Annotated in this window: 17 protein-coding genes, 1 tRNA gene and 1 pseudogene; 9 read left to right on the top strand and 10 right to left on the bottom strand. The window is 75.7% G+C overall.

Annotation, left to right across the window (positions count from 1 at the left end; genetic code table 11):
• Positions 1 to 130: 130 nt before the first annotated feature.
• The 6 genes from metG (at position 131) to FA014_RS04310 (ending at position 7848) form a co-directional block, all read left to right on the top strand.
• A complete protein-coding gene (gene metG, locus FA014_RS04335; RefSeq protein WP_154728475.1) occupies positions 131 to 1924 on the top strand; it encodes a methionine--tRNA ligase in 1794 nt (597 codons plus the stop codon).
• Between the two features lies 1 nt (position 1925).
• The gene (locus tag FA014_RS04330; protein WP_154728474.1) at positions 1926 to 2918 is read left to right on the top strand and encodes a TatD family hydrolase; all 993 of its coding nucleotides are present in this window, start codon (positions 1926 to 1928) and stop codon (positions 2916 to 2918) included.
• A gap of 128 nt (positions 2919 to 3046) precedes the next feature.
• Positions 3047 to 4264 carry a ubiquitin-like domain-containing protein gene (locus FA014_RS04325; protein WP_230322859.1) on the top strand — a complete coding sequence of 406 codons (1218 nt, stop codon included), beginning with the start codon at positions 3047 to 3049 and terminating at the stop codon, positions 4262 to 4264.
• 302 nt (positions 4265 to 4566) lie between these two features.
• A complete protein-coding gene (locus FA014_RS04320) occupies positions 4567 to 5826 on the top strand; it encodes a resuscitation-promoting factor (protein ID WP_230322858.1) in 1260 nt (419 codons plus the stop codon).
• Between the two features lie 36 nt (positions 5827 to 5862).
• Positions 5863 to 6828, top strand: a complete 966-nt coding sequence (rsmA, locus tag FA014_RS04315; RefSeq protein WP_154728472.1) for a 16S rRNA (adenine(1518)-N(6)/adenine(1519)-N(6))-dimethyltransferase RsmA — start codon at positions 5863 to 5865, stop codon at positions 6826 to 6828.
• Between the two features lie 75 nt (positions 6829 to 6903).
• Positions 6904 to 7848 (top strand): 4-(cytidine 5'-diphospho)-2-C-methyl-D-erythritol kinase, encoded by a 945-nt coding sequence (locus tag FA014_RS04310; protein ID WP_154728471.1) that lies wholly within the window; start codon positions 6904 to 6906, stop codon positions 7846 to 7848.
• Here the strand turns inward: FA014_RS04310 and FA014_RS04305 are convergent.
• The 4 genes from FA014_RS04305 to FA014_RS04290 all read right to left on the bottom strand — a co-directional run bounded on the left by FA014_RS04305 (position 7845) and on the right by FA014_RS04290 (position 12077).
• Positions 7845 to 8324: a GNAT family N-acetyltransferase gene (locus FA014_RS04305; protein WP_154728470.1), complete on the bottom strand. Its 480-nt coding sequence runs from the start codon at positions 8322 to 8324 to the stop codon at positions 7845 to 7847. The two genes, FA014_RS04310 and FA014_RS04305, sit on opposite strands and share 4 nt — an antisense overlap.
• Complete coding sequence (locus tag FA014_RS04300; RefSeq protein WP_154728469.1) at positions 8321 to 9928, bottom strand: alpha/beta fold hydrolase; 1608 nt, start codon at positions 9926 to 9928, stop codon at positions 8321 to 8323. Before FA014_RS04300 ends, FA014_RS04305 begins: the two co-directional genes overlap by 4 nt.
• Before the next feature lie 103 nt (positions 9929 to 10031).
• On the bottom strand, positions 10032 to 10751 hold the full coding sequence (locus FA014_RS04295; RefSeq protein ID WP_154728468.1) for a head GIN domain-containing protein: 720 nt from the start codon (positions 10749 to 10751) through the stop codon (positions 10032 to 10034).
• A gap of 138 nt (positions 10752 to 10889) precedes the next feature.
• Positions 10890 to 12077, bottom strand: coding sequence for an aminotransferase class I/II-fold pyridoxal phosphate-dependent enzyme (locus FA014_RS04290; RefSeq protein ID WP_154728467.1), 1188 nt, complete (start codon positions 12075 to 12077; stop codon positions 10890 to 10892).
• A gap of 129 nt (positions 12078 to 12206) precedes the next feature.
• Here FA014_RS04290 and aroD point away from each other — a divergent pair, with 129 nt between their 5' ends.
• Complete coding sequence (gene aroD, locus FA014_RS04285) at positions 12207 to 12989, top strand: type I 3-dehydroquinate dehydratase (RefSeq protein WP_154728466.1); 783 nt, start codon at positions 12207 to 12209, stop codon at positions 12987 to 12989.
• Positions 12990 to 13001: 12 nt separating this feature from the next.
• Here aroD and rsmI read toward each other — a convergent pair whose 3' ends face one another.
• A complete protein-coding gene (rsmI, locus tag FA014_RS04280; protein ID WP_230322857.1) occupies positions 13002 to 13862 on the bottom strand; it encodes a 16S rRNA (cytidine(1402)-2'-O)-methyltransferase in 861 nt (286 codons plus the stop codon).
• Between the two features lie 193 nt (positions 13863 to 14055).
• On the opposite strand from rsmI, the gene FA014_RS04275 reads away from it, so the two are divergent.
• On the top strand, positions 14056 to 15855 hold the full coding sequence (locus FA014_RS04275; protein ID WP_230322856.1) for a dolichyl-phosphate-mannose--protein mannosyltransferase: 1800 nt from the start codon (positions 14056 to 14058) through the stop codon (positions 15853 to 15855).
• Between the two features lie 15 nt (positions 15856 to 15870).
• Here the strand turns inward: FA014_RS04275 and FA014_RS04270 are convergent, their stop codons facing one another.
• The 5 genes from FA014_RS04270 to FA014_RS04250 all read right to left on the bottom strand — a co-directional run bounded on the left by FA014_RS04270 (position 15871) and on the right by FA014_RS04250 (position 21058).
• The gene (locus FA014_RS04270) at positions 15871 to 17358 is read right to left on the bottom strand and encodes a family 20 glycosylhydrolase (RefSeq protein WP_154728463.1); all 1488 of its coding nucleotides are present in this window, start codon (positions 17356 to 17358) and stop codon (positions 15871 to 15873) included.
• Between the two features lie 157 nt (positions 17359 to 17515).
• Positions 17516 to 18547 carry a bile acid:sodium symporter family protein gene (locus FA014_RS04265; protein WP_328288171.1) on the bottom strand — a complete coding sequence of 344 codons (1032 nt, stop codon included), beginning with the start codon at positions 18545 to 18547 and terminating at the stop codon, positions 17516 to 17518.
• A gap of 105 nt (positions 18548 to 18652) precedes the next feature.
• Entirely contained in the window at positions 18653 to 19228 is a 576-nt protein-coding gene (locus tag FA014_RS04260) for a dihydrofolate reductase family protein (protein WP_195969164.1), read from the bottom strand.
• A complete protein-coding gene (locus tag FA014_RS04255) occupies positions 19218 to 20702 on the bottom strand; it encodes an alanine/glycine:cation symporter family protein (RefSeq protein ID WP_154728461.1) in 1485 nt (494 codons plus the stop codon). The genes FA014_RS04260 and FA014_RS04255 overlap by 11 nt, the downstream gene beginning before the upstream one ends.
• 283 nt (positions 20703 to 20985) lie before the next feature.
• Positions 20986 to 21058: transfer RNA gene (locus FA014_RS04250), tRNA-Ala, on the bottom strand.
• 167 nt (positions 21059 to 21225) lie between these two features.
• Between FA014_RS04250 and FA014_RS04245 the strand changes: the two are divergent.
• Positions 21226 to 21338 (top strand): annotated as a pseudogene (locus FA014_RS04245) (alanine:cation symporter family protein); the annotation flags it as partial.

Here is a 21338-nt window from a genome sequence, read left to right as displayed (position 1 = left end):
AGCCCCCACGAGGGACGAGCAGCATTCGGGGACGCTGACACGCGCGTCGCCCCCACGTCGGGCACGCACCGGGAACGCCGGCGGCGAGACCGTCGCGAGCCGGTCCGCGCGGCTCACTAGGATCGACGCCATGTCCCGCATCCTCAGCGCAGTCGCCTGGCCGTACGCCAACGGCCCGCGTCACATCGGCCACGTCGCCGGCTTCGGCGTCCCCTCCGACGTGTTCAGCCGCTACATGCGCATGGCGGGGCACGACGTCCTCATGGTGTCCGGCACCGACGAGCACGGGACCCCGATCCTCGTGCAGGCCGAGCAGGAGGGCGTCACGCCCCAGGAGCTCGCCGACCGGTACAACCGCGTCATCGTCGAGGACCTCACGCAGCTGGGCCTGTCGTACGACCTGTTCACCCGCACGACCACCCGCAACCACTACGCGGTCGTGCAGGAGATGTTCCGCACGGTGCACAAGAACGGGTACATGGTCGAGCAGACGACCATGAACGCGATCAGCCCGTCGACGGGCCGCACGCTGCCGGACCGGTACATCGAGGGCACCTGCCCGATCTGCGGCTACGACGGCGCCCGCGGCGACCAGTGCGACAACTGCGGCAACCAGCTCGACGCGATCGACCTGAAGAACCCGCGCAGCCGCATCAACGGCGAGACGCCGAAGTTCGTCGAGTCGAACCACTTCTTCCTGGACCTGCCGGCGTTCGTCGACGCGCTCGGCGACTGGCTGCGCACCCGCACCGAGTGGCGCCCGAACGTCCTGAAGTTCTCGCTGAACCTGCTGGACGACGTGCGCCCGCGCGCGATGAGCCGGGACATCGACTGGGGCATCCCGATCCCGCTGGAGGGCTGGGAGGACAACCCGTCCAAGCGGCTGTACGTGTGGTTCGACGCGGTGATCGGCTACCTGTCGGCGTCGATCGAGTGGGCGCGCCGCTCCGGGGACCCCGAGGCGTGGCGGCAGTTCTGGACCGACCCCGAGTCGCTGTCCTACTACTTCATGGGCAAGGACAACATCACCTTCCACTCGCAGATCTGGCCGGCCGAGCTGCTCGGCTACGCCGGGGGCGGGTCCAAGGGCGGCGAGCCCGGGGTCTACGGGAGGCTGAACCTGCCGACCGAGGTCGTGTCGTCCGAGTTCCTCACGATGGAGGGCAAGCAGTTCTCCTCGTCCCGCGGCGTCGTCATCTACGTGCGCGACATGCTGAGCCGGTACCAGCCCGACGCGCTGCGCTACTACATCTCCACCGCGGGGCCGGAGAGCCAGGACGCCGACTTCACCTGGGCGGACTTCAAGCGCCGCACGAACGACGAGCTGGTCGCGGGCTGGGGCAACCTGGTCAACCGCACCGCGAGCATGATCCACAAGAACGTCGGCGCGATCCCCGAGCCCGGCCCGCGCACGACGGTCGACGAGGACCTGCTCGCGACGACGACCACCGCGTTCGGCCGGGTCGGCGAGCTCATCGGCACGCACCGGCACCGCGCGGCGATCGGCGAGGCGATGCGGGTGGTCCAGGAGGCCAACCGGTACATCTCCGAGACCGAGCCGTGGAAGCTGAAGAACGACCCGGAGCGCCTGGGCACCGTGCTGCACACCGCGGCGCAGGCGGTGAGCGACTGCAACACGCTGCTGTCGCCGTTCCTGCCGCACTCGGCGCAGGCCGTGCACGAGGCGCTGGGCGGCACCGGCACGTTCTCCCCGCTGCCCCGGATCGACGAGGTGACGGACCTGGACGACGCGTCGCGTCACTACCCGGTCATCACGGGCGACTACCGGCTCGGCGAGACGGTGCCCGCGTGGCGGCCGCGCGCCGTGGTCCCGGGCACGCCGGTGGGCAAGCCGACGCCGGTGTTCACCAAGCTCGACGACGACGTGGTCGAGACCGAGCTCGACCGGCTGCGCCAGGGCTGAGGTGGCGCGCAGCCGCAACCGGCCCACCGGCTGGGCCCCGTCGCCCGAGCCGCTCCCGGTGCCGGTGGTCGACGACCACACGCACCTGGAGTCGGTGCTCGGGGTGCGCGCCGACGCGGGGGCCGACGCGGGCGACGAGCCCGCGCCGGTCACGCTGGACGACCACCTGGACCGGGCCGCCGCCGTCGGCGTGCCGCGGATGGTCCAGGTCGGCTGCGACCTCGACGCGGTGGCGTGGACGGACGCGGTGCTGCGCGTCGACGGGGACCCGGCCGCCGACCCCGCGGCCGCCCCGGTCCCCCTGCGGCCCGGCCGCCGGGCGCTGCTCGGCGCCGTCGCGATCCACCCCAACGAGGCGGTGCTGCACGCGGGGGTGCACGAGGTGGCCCCCGACGGGCTGGACCCGGACCCGCGGGGCCGGCACGACGCGTCGCTCGACGAGGCGCTCGCCCGGGTGGCCGAGGTCGCGCGCGCCAACGACCGGGTGCGCGCGGTCGGCGAGACGGGCCTGGACTTCTTCCGCGCCGGCCCGCGCGGCCGCGCCGTGCAGCGGGAGGCGTTCCGGGCGCACGTGGCGCTGGCCAAGGAGCTCGGCCTGGCGCTGCAGATCCACGACCGCGACGCGCACGACGACGTGGTGGAGGTGCTGCTCCGCGACGGCGCACCCGAGCGGACGGTGTTCCACTGCTTCTCCGGCGGCCCCGCGCTCGCCGCGGTCTGCGCGGAGCACGGCTGGTTCGCCTCGTTCGCCGGCCCGGTCACCTACGGCGCCAACGACGACCTGCGGGCGGCGGTGCGCGCGCTGCCCCTCGACCTGCTGCTCGTCGAGACCGACGCGCCGTACCTGACGGCGCACCCGCTGCGCGGCCGCCCGAACGCCCCGTACCTGGTCCCGCACGCGGTGCGCCGGATCGCCGCGGAGCGCGACCTGGACCTGGCGGAGCTGTGCCGGTCCCTGGCGTCCACGGCGGAGCGGGTGTACGGCACCTGGTGACCCCCGCCCGACGGGGTGGTTCCGCGGATCGCGGGTTCCCCTCCGGGTCACGGATCGGTTACGGTCGGACGGCTGTACCGGCGCGGGTCCCTCCCCTCGCGCCGACCCGACCCGCTGGAGCCCCCCGCGTGCCTGCGCCCGAGACGCCCGTTGCCCCCGCGTCGAGCCCGACGCACCGCACCGCCCACCGTTCCCGCCTGCTCCGGCACGGCGCCCAGGGCCTCGCGCTCGCGCTGGTCGCCGGCGCGACCACCGCCTTCGTCGGCCTGCACAAGACCGTGACCGTCGAGGTGGACGGCTCCGCCGTCGAGGTGAGCGCGTTCGGCCGCACGGTCGGCCAGGTGCTCGCGGCCGGGGACATCGAGGTGGGCGACCGCGACCTGGTGGCGCCGGGCCTGGGCGAGCCGGTCGGGGACGGCGCGCAGATCGTCGTCCGGCACGGCCGGGAGATCGACGTCCAGGTCGACGGCGAGGACCGCACGGTGTGGACGACGGCGCTGACCGTCGGCGAGGCGGTCGAGGGCCTGGGCCTGCGCGACGACGAGACGCTGCTGTCCGCGTCCCGGTCCGCGGGCCTCGAGCGCGGCGACGTGCTGCGGGTGTCCACCCAGAAGACCATCCACCTGGCCGTCGACGGCCAGGTGATCGACGGCCTGACCAGCGGCGGGACCGTCCGGGACGCGCTGCGGGACATCGGCCTGGTGCTGAACGAGGGCGACCGGGTGTCGGTCCCGCTCGACGCGACCGCGACCGACGGCCTGGTGGTCCTGGTGACCCGCGCGGCCACCGCCGGGGAGACGGTCACCGAGGCGGTGCCGTTCGAGGAGCAGGAGGTCGAGGACCCCACGCTCGCGAAGGGCACCCGCAAGGTCGAGACCGCGGGCCGCGCCGGCGTCCGGACCACGACGTACAGCACCGCGACCGTCGGCGGCGCCGTCGTCGACCGGCAGGTGGTGGCGTCCGCCGTCACGGTCGAGCCGGTGACCCAGGTCGTCAAGGTCGGCACCATGGAGGTCGCCGCGGGCGTCGACATCTCCGTCTCCCCCGGCAGCTCGCAGGAGGTCGGCAAGCAGCTCGCCGCCGAGCGCGGCTGGGGCGACGACCAGTTCGCCTGCCTGCTGCAGCTCTGGAACAAGGAGAGCGGCTGGCGGGTCGACGCGGCCAACTCGTCCTCGGGCGCCTACGGCATCCCGCAGGCGCTGCCGGGCTCGAAGATGGCGAGCGTCGCCGCGGACTGGCGCACCAACCCGGCGACCCAGATCACCTGGGGCCTGAACTACATCGCGGGCCGCTACTCGACGCCGTGCGGCGCCTGGTCCTCGTTCCAGGCCAAGGGCTGGTACTGACCCCCACCCGCCCCCGGCGGTGACCTGCGGGGCCGCGCCCAGCACTTGGCACATGGTCACGAATGGGTTACGGTCGCGTGTCGCTCGTGACAGACCGGGGCCCTCCCCCCGCGAGCGCACCCGTGCAGCGCACGCCGCGCGGGGCATGACCGCCGGATCGGGGATCCGGGACCGCCGGGTGCGACACCTCCCTCCAGGTGCCGCCGCAGCCGCGGGGCCGTCAGGCCCGGGCACCGGCGGGCGACGCCCGCGAGCGCCGCGCCCCGCCCCCCGTGCCCGGGACCGCCGTCGTCTGGAACCACGTGACCTCCCTCTTCCGCCGCGCCCGCGCGCGCTTCGCCGCCACGCCCGCAGCCCTCCGCACCCGCATCGTCCAGAACACGGACCCCGGGTCCGCCGGCACCGAGCCCGACGGCCCGCGCCGGTCGCGCCGGGGCCGCGTGCGCCTCATCGGCGCCGCGACCGCCGTGGTCGTGCTCGCCACCGGTGGCGTCGCCGTCGCCGACGCCCACAAGACCGTGACCCTCGACGTCGACGGGGTCACCACGACCGTGTCGACCTTCTCGGGCAGCGTCGACGGCCTGCTGGCCGAGCAGGAGCTCGAGCTCGGCGAGCGCGACACCGTCAGCCCCTCCGGCGCCCTCGCCGACGGCGTCGACGTCGTCGTGCGGCACGCCCACCAGGTGACCATCAACGCCGACGGCGCCGAGCAGACGGTCTGGACGACCGCGCTCACCGCCGACGAGGCGCTCACCATGCTCGCGGCCCGCGGCGACGACGTCCGGCTGGTCGCGTCCCGCTCGGCCGCCGGCGGCCGCCCGGACCTGTCGCTCGACCTCACGCTCGACGGCCCCGCCGCGGTCGTGGTCGACGGGACCACCCTCACGGTCCCCGACGGCAGCACCACCGTCGCCGAGGCGCTCGACGCCCTGGACGTCACCCTGCAGCCGCTCGACCGGGTCAGCGTGCAGCGCGCCGGCGGGACGATCACCGTCGTGGTGAACCGCGTCGTGATCCAGGACGTGACCACCACGCACGAGGTGCCGTTCAACGCCGTCGAGCAGAACGACGCGTCGCTGTACGTGGGCGACTCCAAGGTGACCACCGCCGGCGTCCCCGGCGTGCGGACCGTCGTGGAGCGCGTGACCACCGTCGACGGCCAGGAGACCGGCCGCGAGCCGCTGTCCGACGCCGTCACCCAGGCGCCGGTCGACCAGGTGACCAACATCGGCACCAAGAAGAAGCCGGTCGTCACCACCCCCAAGGCGTCCTCGTCGGCGCCCGCGTCGGCCGGCACCCCGGCGGTCGGCGGCGGCGACGCGGCCGGTCTGAACTGGGCGGCGCTGGCCGCGTGCGAGTCCGGCGGCAACCCGTCCATCGTGTCGGCCTCCGGCAAGTACCACGGGCTGTACCAGTTCTCCGTCGCGACCTGGAACGCGGTCGGCGGCAGCGGGCTCCCCTCGGACGCCTCGGCCGACGAGCAGACCGCCCGCGCGCAGATGCTCTACAACCGCTCCGGCGCCGGCCAGTGGCCGGTCTGCGGGTCGCGGCTGTTCGGCTGACGCCGCACCCGCGGGCGGCCCGGTAGGCTCGCCCGCATGTCCTCCAGCACCGGCCCCGTCGCACCCGCGGCGGGGCCGTTGCTCGGTCCGGCCGAGATCCGCGCGCTCGCCGAGCGCGCCGGGATCCGCCCGACCAAGACGCTCGGGCAGAACTTCGTGCTCGACGGCGGCACGGTCCGCAAGATCGTCCGGCAGGCCGACGTGGTCGCCGGCGAGCGGGTCGTCGAGGTCGGGCCGGGCCTCGGCTCGCTGACGCTAGGCCTGCTCGAGGCCGGCGCCGACGTGGTGGCGGTCGAGATCGACCCGGTGCTCGCGGGCCTGCTGCCGGAGACCGTGCGCCGGCACGTGCCCGGCGCGGTGGTCGACACGGTCGACCTGGCGGACGTCGCGGCGCCGGCGGCCGACGTGGCCCCGGACCCCGGTCCCCCGCCGCACCCCGCGCTCACCGTCGTGCGCGGCGACGCGCTGGACGTGCGCGCGCTGCCCGGCCGAGCGCCCACGGCGCTGGTCGCGAACCTGCCGTACAACGTCTCGGTGCCCGTGCTGCTCACGTTCCTCGAGCGCTTCCCGTCCCTGGAGCGCGTGCTCGTCATGGTGCAGGCCGAGGTCGCCGACCGGGTCGCCGCCCCGCCCGGCAGCCGCACGTACGGCGTGCCGTCGGTCAAGGCCGCCTGGTACGCCTCCGCCCGCCGCACCGCCACCGTCGGCCGGTCGGTGTTCTGGCCGGTGCCGAACGTCGACTCCGCGCTCGTCCGCCTGGACCGCCGCGAGCCGCCGGCCACCACGGCCACCCGCGAGCAGGTGTTCGCCGTCGTGGACGCCGCCTTCGCCCAGCGGCGCAAGATGCTGCGCTCCGCGCTGGGGACCCTCGCCGGCGGCGCCGAGGCGGCCACGCGCGCGATCACCGCCGCCGGGGTCGACCCGCAGGCCCGCGGCGAGGCGCTGGACGTGACCGCGTTCGCCCGGGTCGCCGAGCGGCTGCACGCCCCCGCGGAGGGCTGACCTCCCCGGACGCCGCCGCCGCGTGCTCCGGCCCGGGACGCGCCGGACGCGCCGGGACCTGGCACAGTGGTCCCCGTGACCGACCTGCGCCTCGCCCCCCGCACCGGCCGTGAGGTCCGCGTCCGGGCACCCGGCAAGGTGAACCTGTCGCTCCGCGTCGGTCCGCGCCGCCCGGACGGCTACCACCCGCTCGCCACCGTGTTCCAGGCCGTGTCGGTGTACGAGGACGTGGTCGCGTCCGCAGCGGAGGACCTGCGCGTCACCGTCTCCGGTCCGCAGGCCGAGAGGGTGCCGACCGACGCCAGCAACCTGGCGCTCCGCGCCGCCCGGGCCCTGGCCGCCCGCACCGGGGTCGACGAGGGCGTGCACCTGCACCTGCACAAGGGCGTGCCCGTCGCCGGCGGCATGGCGGGCGGCTCCGCCGACGCCGCCGCGGCGCTGCTCGCCTGCGACGCGTTCTGGGGCACAGCGCTGAGCCGCGAGGAGCTGCACGAGATCGCCGCCGAGCTCGGGTCGGACGTGCCGTTCCTGCTCATGGGCCAGACCGCCGTCGGCTCCGGCCGGGGCGACCTGCTCACCGCCGCGCTCAGCCGCGGCGAGTACCACTGGGCGTTCGGCGTGCGGGACGAGGGGCTGTCCACGCCGCGGGTCTACGAGGAGTTCGACCGGCTCGCCGCCGGCCGCGACGGCCTGGAGACCGACGGCGACGTGGCGCTGCTCCAGGCGCTGCGCGCGGGCGACGCCCCGGCGCTGGGCGCGCTCCTGCACAACGACCTGCAGGACGCCGCCGTCGAGCTGGCGCCCGGGCTGGTCGAGACGCTGGCCGTCGCCGAGGACGCCGGCGCGCTCGGCGTCGTCGTCTCCGGGTCCGGCCCGACCGTCGCCGCGCTGGCCCGCAGCCGGCAGCACGCGCTGGTGATCGCGGCCGCCATGACCGCCGCGGGCGTCGCGGACGCCGTGCTCACCGCGTCCGGGCCGGTGCCGGGCGCCCGGCTCGTCGCGGGGTCGGACGTCCTCTAGCCCTCGGCGTCCGCCCGCGCGTCGTCGGCGGGGGCGACCCGCCGCAGGTGCAGCAGCGGGTACGGCCTGCCGTCGCCGTCGAGCGGGGACCGGCCCACCTCGACGAACCCGCGCCGGGCGTAGAACGCCCGCGCACCGGGGTTCTGCTCGTTGACGTCGAGGTCCACCACCTCCCGGCCCGCGGTCGCGTGCCGCAGGAGCGCCGAGCCGACCCCGCCGCCGTGCGCGTCCGGGTCGACGAACAGCATCTCGACCCGGTCGCCGTCCACCGCGACGAACCCCCGCACGCGGCCCTGGCACTCGGCGACGGTCACCGTCAGCTGCGGGAGGCCGGCGCGGACGACGCCCTCGTAGCGGTCGACGTCCCCCGGCGCGAGGAAGTCGTGCGTCGCGAGCACCGCCCGTCGCCACACGGCCACGAGGGCCGGCGCGTCGGCCGGGACCGCCGGGCGCAGCACGGGCTCCCCCGCGCTCATGCCAGGTCCACGTAGACGTCCAGGCCGCCGACCTCGGCGAAGCCCGCCCGGGCGTGCAGCCGCGCGGCGCCGTCCGTGCCCGGCTCGGTGTGGACGACGCGCGCACCCGCGTCGACCGCGCCCGCCAGCAGCCACGAGATGACGGCCGCCGCCACGCCACGGCGCCGGGCCGCGGGCACCACCCCCACCCCGCCCAGGCCCGCGGCGGGACCCGCCTCCCCGTCCGACCGCACGACGTAGGCGGTTCCCACGGGTACCCCGTCCCGCTCGGCCAGCGCGACCGTCACCGCCGTCGACCGCAGCAGCGGGTCGAGCCAGGCGCGCGAGGCGGCCGCGTCCCCGCCGAAGGCCGCGAGGTCCACCGCCAGCACCGCGTCCAGGTCGGCGGCGGCCGCCCGGCGCACCCGCAGACCGGTCACCGGCGGCTGCGTCACGAGCGCACCGGCGTCGAGCAGCATGAGCCGCTTGCGGAACAGGTGCCGCCCGTGCGGCCAGGACGCCCCCGCCGGCACCCGCACGCCCCACGGCACGCCGCGCCGCGCGTACCAGTCGCGGACCGCCCCGAGATCCACCCGGTCCGGGTCCGTGACGTCGCCGTTGTTCCACTGCGGCTGCCCGAGCCCGCTCGCCATCAGCCGGATGCCCGGCAGGTCCGCGACCGCCCCGCCCCCGCCGGTGCGGATGCGGCCGTGCACCTGCCAGGTCGCGGCGTGGGCGGCGCGCGCGAGCGCGTCCCGGTCGGGCGCACCCAGCGCCGCGTCGAGCACCAGGTCCGGCCGGTCCCAGAGCAGCGAGCCGCCCGCGCCGGGCACCACCCGCCGCACCGCACCGGGCACACGCGGGGTCAGCGTGCGCGCACGATCCGGCGAGTGCGCGCGGTCGTGCTCCCCCACCAGCACCGTGGTCGGCACGGCGACGGCCGACAGGTCGACCTGCCAGGGCCGCATGGCGAAGAGCGTGTCCTGCACGTAGGCCGCACCCTCCCCGGCGAAGCCCTCGGCGAGCGCCGCACGCCAGCGCGCGCGGAACGCGGGGTGCTCGTAGACCGCGCGGTCGGCCGGCGTGGCGCCGTCCAGCACCATCGCCTCCATCGCGGTCGGCCCCAGCCGCCCGAGCACGGCCCGCGCGGCCTCGGGGTCGGCCAGCGCGAGGTCGGCCAGCTCGCGCGCGTGCGGGGGCAGGAGCGGCGCTACGGCCGGGTGCGCGACCTCGTCCGCGGGCGAGACGAGCACCAGCCGGGACGCGGCGCCGGCGACGGCGAGCGCGAGCCCGAACAGCGCCCCCTGCGAGTTCGCGACCACCGGGAAGGGTGCGTCGTGCCCGACCGCCGCGGCGAACGCGACGTAGTCCCCCGCGGTCGAGGCGGGCGTCCGGGCCGGGTCCTGCGTCGAGCCGCCCATCCCGGGCCGGTCCACCGTGATCAGCCGGACGCCGCGCGGCTCGAGGAGGTCCTCGCCGAAGACCATGGCGGAGCCGGTGCCCGCGCCGGCGACCAGCAGCACGGGACTGCCGTCCACGGGCCCCCGCGTGCGGCCCGTGAGCACCCGGCCGTCCGGCAGGGTCACCGCGTGCCGCTCCGCCCGTCCGGGCGAGGTGGTGGTCATGGGGTCCGGCTCCTTCCGCCTCGCCGGAGGCTAGCGGCGCCGCGGCCCGCCGCGCCCGCTGATTTCCGCACGGGCGCGGGGGCCTGCGTCCCGCCGACGGCGGTCAGTCCTCGCGCACCACGCTGCCCGACCCGTCGATCTCCTGGGTGATCTCCGGGTCGCCGGTGTAGCGCACCGAGCCCGAGCCGCCGATCGAGACCGCGAGCCGACGCCCGGCGTCCACCGCGACGGAGCCCGAGCCGCCGATCGAGGCGTCGACCTCGTCCGCGCGCAGGTCCTCCGCGTCGATGTTCCCCGATCCGTCGATGCCGAGCGCGGCCGTCGCCGCCCGGCCGGACAGCTCGATGTCGCCCGACCCGTCGATCGCGGCCTGGACCCGGTCCGCGTCCACGCCGTCGAGCTCGACGCTGCCGGACCCCGTGATGCTGACCCGCAGCACGTCCCCCGACACGTCCGCCCCGGTGACGTCCCCGGAGCCCGAGACGACCACCTGCTCCAGCTCGGTGACCACGAGCTCGTACTCGACGTCGCCCAGGTTCTGGAAGCCGAACGAGCTGCGGGCGTCCAGCACCAGCACGCCGTCCCGGACCTCGGAGACCAGCCGGCCCTGCGTGCCCTCGGCGGCGCGCACCGTCAGCGACGGGGTGTCGCCGCGGCGCACCGTGAGGTCACCGGACGCCGCCAGCTCGACCGCGGTCACGTCCTCGATCGCGACGTCCCGGCTGACCGTCGGCCCGCCGCCGCCCACGCACCCGGTGAGTCCCAGCACCAGCCCCGCCCCGACCACTCCTGCTGCCGCTGCTGTCCTCGTCCGCCGTGCCATGGTCGCGCTCCTCGTGCTGGGCGCAGGGCTGTCCCCCGCGTCGCGGTCCGAGCCTGCCAGGCTCGTGACCACCACCGGTACCCGGGAGACCCCTGAGCGCACCCTGAGGAGGACCCGAAGGTCCGGCGCGGGCGGAGCTCAGTCGCCGAGCCGGGTGAGGCCCCGCCGCAGCCCCCGCACCGCCTGGCCGATCCGCTGCTCGTTCTCGATCAGCGCGAACCGGACGTGCCCGTCCCCGCCCGGCCCGAACCCGACCCCTGGCGACACCGCGACGTCGCAGTCCCGCACCAGCATCTCGGCGAACTCGATGGACCCCATCTCCCGGTACGGCTCGGGGATCCGGGCCCAGGCGAACATCGTCCCCTTCGGCCGCAGGATGTCCCAGCCGATCCGGTGCAGCCCGTCGACCAGCGCGTTGCGCCGGCTCTCGTAGACCGCGGACAGCTCGGCCGGGTACTCCGTCGCCTCGTTCAACGTGACCGTCGCCGCGATCTGGATCGGCTGGAACGTCCCGTAGTCGAGGTACGACTTGAGCTTGGCGAGCGCGCCGACCACGTCCTCCCGGCCGACCAGGAACGCCACCCGCCAGCCCGCCATCGAGTACGACTTGGTCATCGAGTACAGCTCGACGGCGACCTCCGTCGCGCCGGTGCACTGCATGATCGACGGCGGGGTCCAGCCGTCGAAGCACATGTCGGCGTACGCCAGGTCGTGCACCAGGACGACGTCGCGCTCCCGCGCCCAGTCCACGAGCCGCTGCAGGTCGTGCAGCTCGACGGTGGTGGTCGTCGGGTTGTGCGGGAACGACAGCACGACCACCCGCGGCTTCGGCCAGCCGAGGTCCCACGCCTCCATGACCCGGTCGACGTAGCCGGCGCCGTCGGTGCCGTCGCCGATCGGCACCTGCCGGGCGTCCGCCCCCGCGAAGTACGGGCCCCAGATGTGGATCGGGTACGACGGCGTCGGCACCAGGGCCGCGTCGCCCGGCTGCAGCAGCACCCACATCAGGTGGCTGAACCCCTCCTTGGCCCCGATGGTCGACAGGACCTGGGTGTCCGGGTCGAGGGTCACGCCGAACCGGCGCAGGTAGTGGTCGGCGACCGCCTGGCGGAGCTTGGGGATGCCGCGCGACGCCGAGTACCGGTGGTTGCGGGTGTTGTGCGCCGCCTCCGCGAGCTTCTCCACCGCGATCTGCGGGCTGGGCAGGTCGGGGTTCCCGAAGCCGAGGTCGACCACGTCGCGGCCGGCGCGGCGCGCCTCGACCTTCAGCGTGTCGATGATCGTGAACACGTAGGGCGGCAGGCCGGGGATGCGACGGAACTCCATGTCCCGACGCTAGTGGGCGGTGCCGCGCGGGCGGCAGGGTCCGGCCCCGGCGTGTTCCGTGACCGGCGCGTGCCCCGGCGGGCGCGGACAGGGGATGATGCAGCTGCCCGGCTGAGGAGGACCCGACCCATGACCAGCACCGCGACGCCCGCACCGATCCCGGTGACCGTGCGCGGCACCGCGATCGGCACCGGCCGGCCGAAGGTGATCGTCCCGCTGACCGGCGGCACCGTCGAGGAGCTCCTCGCGCAGGCCGCCGCCGTCGTCGCCGCCGCGCCCGACGTCGTCGAGTGGCGCGTGGACCACCTCGAGGACGGCCGCGCGACGCCGTCGTCCGCCGCGGCGGCCGGGACCGCGCTGCGCGGGGCGCTCGGCGACCTGCCGCTGCTCGTCACGACCCGCACCGCGCACGAGGGCGGGCTGGCGGACGTGGCCGACGAGGCGTACGTCGCGGTCTACCGCGCGGTGCTCGCCGCCGGGGTCGCCGACCTGCTCGACGTCGAGGTCATGCGCGACGCGGCCACGGTGCGCACCCTGGTCGACCTCGCGCACGCGGCGGGGGTCGCCGTGGTCGCCTCGAACCACGACTTCGACGCCACGCCCGCCCGGGAGGAGATCGTCCGCCGGCTGCTGCTCATGGCCGAGCGGGGCGCCGACGTGCTGAAGATCGCCGTGATGCCGCGGGACCCGGGCGACGTGCTCACGCTGCTCGCCGCGACGTGGGAGACGGCGCAGCGCACCGACCGCCCGCTCATCACGATGTCGATGGCGGGCACGGGCGTCGCGTCGCGCGTGGCGGGCGGCGTGTTCGGCTCGGCGGCGACCTTCGGGACGGTCGGACGGGCGTCGGCGCCGGGGCAGGTCGAGCTCGGCGCCCTGCGGGCGGCGCTCGACGTCGTGCACGGGGGCTGACGAGCCCGGGCGTCAGCGCCCCGCGCGCGCCACCAGCGCCGCCGCGTACAGGTCGCGCTTCGGCACGCCCGCGACCTGCGCGACCTCGGCCACGGCGTCCTTGAGCCGCTCGCCGCCGTCGGCCCGGGCCAGCACCTCGGCGACCAGGTCCGCCTCGGACGCGACCTCCCGGGCCGGCGCCCCGGCGACGACGACCGCGATCTCGCCGCGCACCTCGCCCGCCGCGGCCCACGCCGCGAGCGCGCCGAGCCCGTCCCGGACGACCTCCTCGTAGGTCTTGGTGAGCTCCCGGCACACCGCCGCGGCCCGGTCGGCGCCGAACGCCGACGCCATGTCCGCCAGCGTCGCCGCGAGCCGGTGCGGCGCCTCGAAGAACACCATCGTCCGCGGCTCGCGCTCCAGGGCGGTCAGCGCGCGGACCCGCTCCCCCGGCTTCCGCGGCGGGAAGCCCTCGAAGCAGAACCGGTCGGTGGGCAGCCCGGACAGCGCGAGCGCCGTCAGCACGGCGCTGGGGCCCGGGGCGGCGGTCACGGTCAGCCCCGCCTCGACGGCCGCGGACACCACGCGGAACCCGGGGTCGGACACGGCGGGCATCCCGGCGTCGGTGACCACCAGCACGGTGCCGCCGCCGCGGACCACGTCCAGCAGCTCCGGGGTCGTCGCCGCCTCGTTGTGCTCGTGGTGGCTGAGCACCCGGCCGCCGACGGTCACGCCCATCCGGGCCGCGAGCGCCCGCAGCCGCCGGGTGTCCTCGGCCGCGACGACGTCGGCCTCCTCGAGCAGCCGGCGCAGCCGGGGGGACGCGTCCTCGACGTCGCCGATCGGGGTCGCCGCGAGCACGAGCCGGCCGCTGCCGGGAGCCTGGGAGGTCACGCGGGCCAGCCTGCCACCTCCGGGACGGCCGCCGCGCCGCGGGGCCGGCGGGTGGCCGCGGGTCCACCGGCGGCGAGCGGGCATCCGACACGTCGAGCGAGCATCCGCGGGGTGCTCGCTCGACGTGTCGGCTGCTCGTTCGGTGGCGCGGGCGCGCAGGTCGCGCCCAGTCGGCGCCCCTACGATGGCGACCGTGCCGCAGCCCGACCACGAGCCCGAGGAGCCGGGTCCCCGCGACCCCGCCGACGGACCGGACCGGGTCGAGGACGCGCCCGCACGGCGGTTCCCGCCCGTGGCCGCCCCCGGCCCCGACGACTCCGCCCAGCACGGCCACACGGCCCCCACCCCGGCCGCCGGGACGCTGGTGATCCGAGCCGGTGACGACCCCGACCGCGAGGACGACCCCGGCCTGTCGACGCACGACCGCCTGCTCGTGTCGCTGCTCGGCGCGCGCACCCTGCTGCTCGGCGCGACGCGCCGCGCCCGGCTGACCGGCTGGTTGTGGCCGCTCGCCGTGACGCTGCTCGGCGGCGTCCTCCGGTTCTGGAACCTGGGCCGGCCGCACGAGCTCGTGTTCGACGAGACGTACTACGTGAAGCAGGCGTACTCCCTGCTCCGGCTGGGCTACGAGGGCTCCTGGGGCGACGACGCCAACGCGCTGTTCGCCCAGGGCGACGGCTCGGCGCTCGGCACCTCCCCGGAGTACGTGGTGCACCCGCCCGTCGGCAAGTGGCTGATCGCGCTGGGCATCCAGCTCGGCGGGGGGATCGAGTCGTCGACCGCGTGGCGGCTGGCGTCGGCCGTGGCCGGGACGCTCGCGGTGCTCATGGTCGCCCGGATCGGCCGCCGGCTGTTCGCGTCCACCGCGCTCGGCACCGTCGCCGGGCTGCTGATGGCCGTCGACGGCGAGGCGATCGTGCACTCCCGCACCGGGCTGCTGGACGTCTTCGTGATGCTGTTCGCGCTGGCCGCGTTCGGGGCGCTGCTGCTCGACCGGGACCAGGCGCGCCGCCGGCTCGCGGCGCGGACGGCGGCGGTGCTCGACTCGGGGGCGGAGCTGGGTTCCGGACCGCGGCTGGGCTGGCGGTGGTGGCGGTTCGCCGCCGCCGTGCTGCTGGGCCTGTGCATCGGCACCAAGTGGTCCGGCGTGTACTTCCTGGCGGTGTTCGGGCTGCTGTCCGTCGCCTGGGACGCCACCGCCCGCCGGTCGGTCGGGGTGCGGGCCTGGCTGCCGGCGACGCTGTGGCGGGACGCGCTGCCCGCCGGCCTGATCGTGGTGCTCACCGCCGCCGGCACCTACCTCGGCACCTGGGCGTCGTGGTTCGCGCACCCGGGCGCGTACCTGCGGCAGTGGGCGGTGGAGCACCCCGGCGAGGGCGTCACGTGGCTGCCGCCCGCGCTGCGCTCGCTGTGGCACTTCCACACGCAGATGTGGGACTTCCACACCCACCTCACCGCCGAGCACGCCTACGCCGCCCACCCGCTGGGCTGGATCATCCAGTGGCGGCCGACGTCGTTCTACTACCCGACCGAGGTGTCCGGGCTCACGGGCTCCGCCGCGCGCGAGCTGTGCGGGGCGGACGCCTGCTCGCAGGCCATCACGTCGCTCGGCAACCCGGTGATCTGGTGGCTCGGCGCGCTGGCGCTGCTGGTCGCGCTGTACCGGCTCGTCCTGCGGCGCGACTGGCGCGCCGGCGCGGTGCTGTCGGGGATCGCGGCGGGCTGGCTGCCGTGGTTCGCGTACACCGGCCGGACGATCTTCACGTTCTACTCGATCGCGTTCACGCCGTGGGTGGTGCTCACGCTCACCTACGTGCTGGCGCTGCTGGTGCAGAGCCGGGACGAGCGCCAGCGCCGCCGCGGGCTCGTCGCCACCTCGGCGGTCCTGGTGGTCGTCGTCGCGGTCAGCGCGTTCTTCTACCCCGTCTGGACCGCGTGGGTCGTGCCCTACGACTTCTGGCACCTGCACATGTGGCTGCGGTCCTGGATCTGACGGCGGCCCCCGGGGTCAGGACAGGTCGACGTGCCAGTCGACCTGCGGGCTCGGGTACCAGGCGAGCCCCTCGGCGTCCCAGTACGGCCCGTGCGCGGCGATCCGGGTCACGAAGTCGTCCCAGTCCCGCCGGTCGGCCGGCGTCCAGGCGACCTCGGCGACGGCGGCCAGCCGCGGCAGCAGCATCGTCATGAGGTCGTCCAGGCTGCGCAGCGTCTCGGTCCACACCGCCGCCTCGACGCCGACCACGGAGCCCTCGGGCAGACCGGGGACCAGCGTCGCCGGCTCCCACTCGTAGGCGTCGCGCAGCTCGATGTGCCCCGCCCACTCCAGGCCGAGCGCCGTGCCGTCGTGGTACTTCATGTCCAGGTACGCCTTCGAGCCCGGGGACATCAGCAGCCGCGCGCCCGCCTGCGCCGCCGCCACGATCGGCGCCGGGTCCATCCGGGTGTCCCAGTACTGCACGACGGTGCCCGGCTCGACCGGCGTCGTGGCGATCTCCTGCCAGCCGACCACCTTCTTGCCCGCCGCACGCACCGCGTCCGAGGCCATCCGCACCAGGCGCGCGTACTCGTCGTGCTCCATCGTGTGGACCTCGTCGCCGCCGATGTGCACGTACTCGCCCGGCGTGACCGCCGCGACGTCGCCGAACACGTCCCGCAGGAACGGCTCGGTCGTCGGCAGGTCCGCGTGCAGCCGGCTGAAGCCCACGTCGATCCCCGTGTACGCCTCGGCGGGCTCGCCCGAGGGCGTCAGCTCGCCGTACGCGTGCAGCGCGGCGTTCACGTGGCCGGGCACGTCGATCTCCGGCACCACCCGCACGCCGCGCGCCGCCGCGTACGCCACGAGCGCCTGGTACTCCTCGGTGGTGAAGTACCCGCCCGGGTCGCCGTCGACGGCCGTGCCGCCGGACCGCGCCGCCAGCTCCGGCCGGGAGGGCAGGTCGAGCCGCCAGCCCTGGTCGTCCGACAGGTGCAGGTGCAGCACGTTCAGCTTGTACGCGGCCATCAGCTCGACGACGACCCGCAGGTCGTCCGTCCCGAAGAAGTGCCGCGCGAGGTCCACCGACAGCCCGCGCCAGCCGTGCACCGGCTCGTCCTCGACGTGCACCGGCCACGCGGCGAAGGTGCCGTCCAGCGGCCGCATGACCTGGTGCAGCGTCGCCAGCCCGCGCATGAGGCCCTCGGCGGTGCCCGCGACGACCCGGACCAGGTCCTCGGCGACGTCCAGCCGGTACTGCTCGCCCGACAGGCGCTCGGGGTCCAGCACGAACGCGATGTCCCCGGGCTGGGTCGGCTCCGCGACGTCGCGGTACCGCACCTCCACGGTGCTGCCGGAGATCCGGCTGAGCTGCTCGGCGGCGAGCACCCCCAGCGCGACCTCCGCGGGGCTGACGCCCACGGTCACGGTCGTGGCGGCGGAGACGACGAACGGCGCACCCTCGGCCTCGCGCACCAGCCTCGGTGCCGGCACGAGACGCAGGGGTGTGGTCGGAGCGGGCACGACGGTCCTTCCGGGCGACGGAACTGGTCACGGGCGTGCTGCTGCCCGGCCCCCGCGCACCAGTGTGCCCGTTCCGCCCGGTCCCGTGGGGCGGCGCGCGGAATCTGTTCCGGTCGGGGCGCGGGGGCGGGCGGCCGGCCGCGCCGCCCGCGCGGGATCAGGCCCGGGTCACGACGGGGTCGGGCTCCGGGTCGGTGGCGGCGAGCCGCCGGGCCAGCACCGCGCACGTCGCGAGCTGGAGCTGGTGGAACACGATCACCGGCAGCGCGACCCCGGCGGCGGCGACCGGCCCGAACAGCACGTTCGCCATCGGCAGGCCGGTCGCGAGGCTCTTCTTCGACCCGCACATCAGCAGCGCGATCCGGTCCCCGCGGGACAGCCGCAGCGCGCGCCCGCCGTTCCAGGTGACGACCAGCATCACCGCGAGCAGCACCGCGCACACCGCGACCAGGACCACGAGCACGCCGACGGTGAGGTCGTCCCACACGCCCGACGACTCGGCCTCGGACACCGAGCCGTACGCGACGAGCAGGATCGTGCCGCGGTCGGTGATCAGCGTGACGGGCTTGTGCGCGCGCACCCAGGCGCCGATCTTCGGCTGCAGGAGCTGCCCCAGCACGAACGGCAGCAGCAGCTGCAGCAGCGTCGACCCCGCCGACCCGCCGACGGGGCCGCCCGCCCGGGACATGAGGATCCCGACCAGCAGCGGCGTGAGGACGATGCCGAGCACGTTCGACAGCGTGGCCCCGGTGATCGCCCCGGCGACGTTGCCGCGGGCGATCGACGTGAACACGACCGACGACTGGATGGTCGACGGCAGCAGCGACAGGTAGAGCAGCCCGGTCTTGAGGTCGGCCGGCAGCACCGCGTCGGGCAGCACCTGCACCGCCAGGCCGAGCACCGGGAACAGCAGGTAGGTCGACGCGAGCATCCCGCCCTGGAGCCGCCAGTTCTTGATGCCGTCCCAGACCTCGCTGGTCGCCATGCGCGCGCCGTACAGGAAGAACAGCAGGACGACCGCGCCGGTGGTCACGTGGTCGAGCCCGGTCGCGAAGCCGCCGGACGCGGGGGCGAGCAGCCCGAGCAGGAACACCGCGACGATCATGACGACGAGCGGGTCCACCCACGTCTTCGTCGCGGACCAGGCCCGGGACCACCGGCCCGGTCGGGGCAGGGGGGCGTCAGGCACCGCGCCATTCTGCCACCGCGGGCGGCGGTGTCCGTCGGGCGTCCACCGGCAGCGGGCCGGACGGACGGCACCGTGCGCCCCGCGCCGACCGCGCGGCCGGACGGGTCAGCCCGGCGGGAGCACGTCGTACGTCAGGTGCGCGAACTGGTCGAACCGCTCGGCCGACCGCAGCCGGAGCCGGTCGGGCCCGACCCGGCGCGGCAGCACCGGGGCCCCGCCCGTGAGCGCGGCCGGCGCGACGCCGAGCTGCACCTCGTCGAGCGCACCGGCGTCGAGGAGCTGCCCCCCGGTCGCCGCCGCCGACCACCCAGCGTCGCCCTGGCCGGCCACCGCCCGGATCGCCGGCAGCGCCTCGGCCACGGACCCGCGCACGAACCGCACGTCGGCGCCCGCCGGCACCGGCAGGTCCCGGCTGGTGAACACGTCGTACGGCCGGGCGCCGTCGTACGCGGGCCACGTCTCCGGGTGCGCGACGAGGTCCTCCTCGCGCAGCACCCACTCGTAGGTCGTCGAGCCGGACACCAGGACGCCGACGCCGGACAGGAGCGCCTCGTGGTCGGGCTGGGACACGGAGTCCACCGCGAACAGCCAGGCGAGCGAGCCCTCCTCGTCCGCGATGCACCCGCTGAGCGACGTCGCCGTGTTGTCGATCACCCGCAGGGGACCGACGTCAGCCGCCACCACCGACAGGCTCCGCGGCGCGGCCCGGGCGGCCCCCGCGCACCGACTCCTCGTCCTCCCAGCACTCCACGCCCGTCACCCCGGCGGGCAGCCGGTCCCGGGTGAACACCGGGTCGAGCCCCGCCCGGCGCTGCTCGCCGTAGTCGCGCACCAGGGCCAGCCCGAGGCGGGACAGCAGGAGCACCGCCACCAGGTTGATGAGCGCCATCACCGCCATGAGCCCGTCGGCCAGGTCCCACACCAGGTCCGCGCTCGCGACCGACCCCGCCAGCACGACGACCACCACCAGCGCGCGGAAGGTCTGCAGCGTCGACCGGCGGCCGGAGATGTACCGCAGGTTCGACTCGCCGTAGTAGTAGTTCCCGAGGATCGAGGTGAACGCGAGCAGGAAGATGATCACGGCCAGCAGCACGCCGGTCCAGGAGCCGAGGGTGTCCGCAAGCGCGGTCTGCGTGAGGTGCACGCCCCGGGGGGCGTCGGTCAGGTCGGGGCCGGGCACCAGGATGATGAACGCGGTGATCGAGCACACCAGCCAGGTGTCGAAGTACACGCCGAGCGTCTGCACCAGACCCTGCTTCACCGGGTGCGTCACCGCCGCCGTGCCGGCCGCGTTCGGCACGGAGCCCAGGCCCGCCTCGTTGGAGAACATGCCGCGCCGCACGCCGGTCATGATGATCGTGCCGAGCGTGGCGCCCGCGACCTGCGAGCCGCCCCACGCCTCGGTGACGATCGCCGCGACCGTGGCGGGCAGCCGGTCCGCGTGCATCGCCACCACCACGAGGCCGACCAGCAGGTAGACGACGGCCACCAGCGGCATCGTCGCCTGGGACACGCGCGCGATCCGGTGCAGGCCGCCGAAGATCACCAGCCCCGTCAGCAGCGCGACCGAGGCGCCCACCAGCCAGGGCACCCACGCCGGCGCGGCATCGCCGCCGGACACGCCGACGACCGTCTGGGCGAACGTGTTGGCCTGGAGCGAGTTGAACGCGAACGGGAAGCAGGCCACCAGGATCACCGCGAACAGCACCGCCGCGCGTCGGCTGCCCAGCCCGCGCTCGATGTAGTACGCCGGCCCGCCGCGGAACGCGCCGTCGGTGCGCACCTTGAACAGCTGGGCGAGCGACGACTCGAACAGGCTGCTGGCGCTCACCAGGAACGCCATCAGCCACATCCACAGCACCGCGCCCGCGCCGCCGACGGCGATCGCCGTGCCGACGCCGGCGATGTTGCCCACGCCCACCCGGGAGGCCGCCGACAGCGTGAACGCCTGGAACGCCGAGATCGACTGCGGCCGCCCGCCCGCGTCCCGGGTGCTCCGCTCGCCGATCGTCCGGAACATCTCCGGGATCCAGCGCAGCTGCGCGACCCCCGACCGGATCGTCAGGTACAGCGCGACACCCACCACGAGCGGCACCAGCACCCAGGTCCACAGGCCGTCGCTCACCTGCCCCACGAGATCGGCGACGCCGTCCATCTCGACTCCCTCGTCCCACCGCGCGCGAGCCCGCCCCGGGCGCCGTCCGAGGATCGCCCCCGTGCCGGGCGCACGGGGACGAGGGGCGGGCGGTTGAGTGGCGTGCGGGCGGCAGCGCCCGGCGGACTAGGTGCCGGCGTCCGGGGGAAGTGCGTGGAGCAGGCCCGCGGTTGAGTGGACCCCCGGTGGCCGACGCGACGCGAGGAGGGTCGGGGAGCCGGGGATGCACGGCCCCCGGGACGACGAAGGCCCGGGATCCGTGATCCCGGGCCTTGCCTTCAGGTGGAGCTGAGGGGATTCGAACCCCTGACCTTCTCATTGCGAACGAGACGCGCTACCAACTGCGCCACAGCCCCTTGAAGCGGTGACCAGCCTAGCACCCGATCCGGGGTGCTCACGACACCGCTCGTCGCGCCCTACTGGCCGGCGGCGCGGCGGCGGGCCAGGACGGCGTTGAGGTCGATCGAGCCGGACGGCTCCTCGGACGCCGGAGCGGTGGTGCCGGGCGTCGCGGGGGCGGTGCGGGCGGCCGCAGTCGATCTCGGCGTTCCAGGCGTTCACGCTGTCGGCGGCCTCCCGGGTGGGCGTGGGCAACATCGCCGGCGTCGGCACGGCGATCGCCGTCGGCGGCGCGGG

The organism is Cellulomonas hominis, from assembly GCF_005239125.1.
Taxonomy (GTDB): domain Bacteria; phylum Actinomycetota; class Actinomycetes; order Actinomycetales; family Cellulomonadaceae; genus Cellulomonas; species Cellulomonas hominis_A.
Note: the sequence above shows the minus strand (reverse complement) of the source record. Positions and strands in the feature narration are given on the sequence as shown.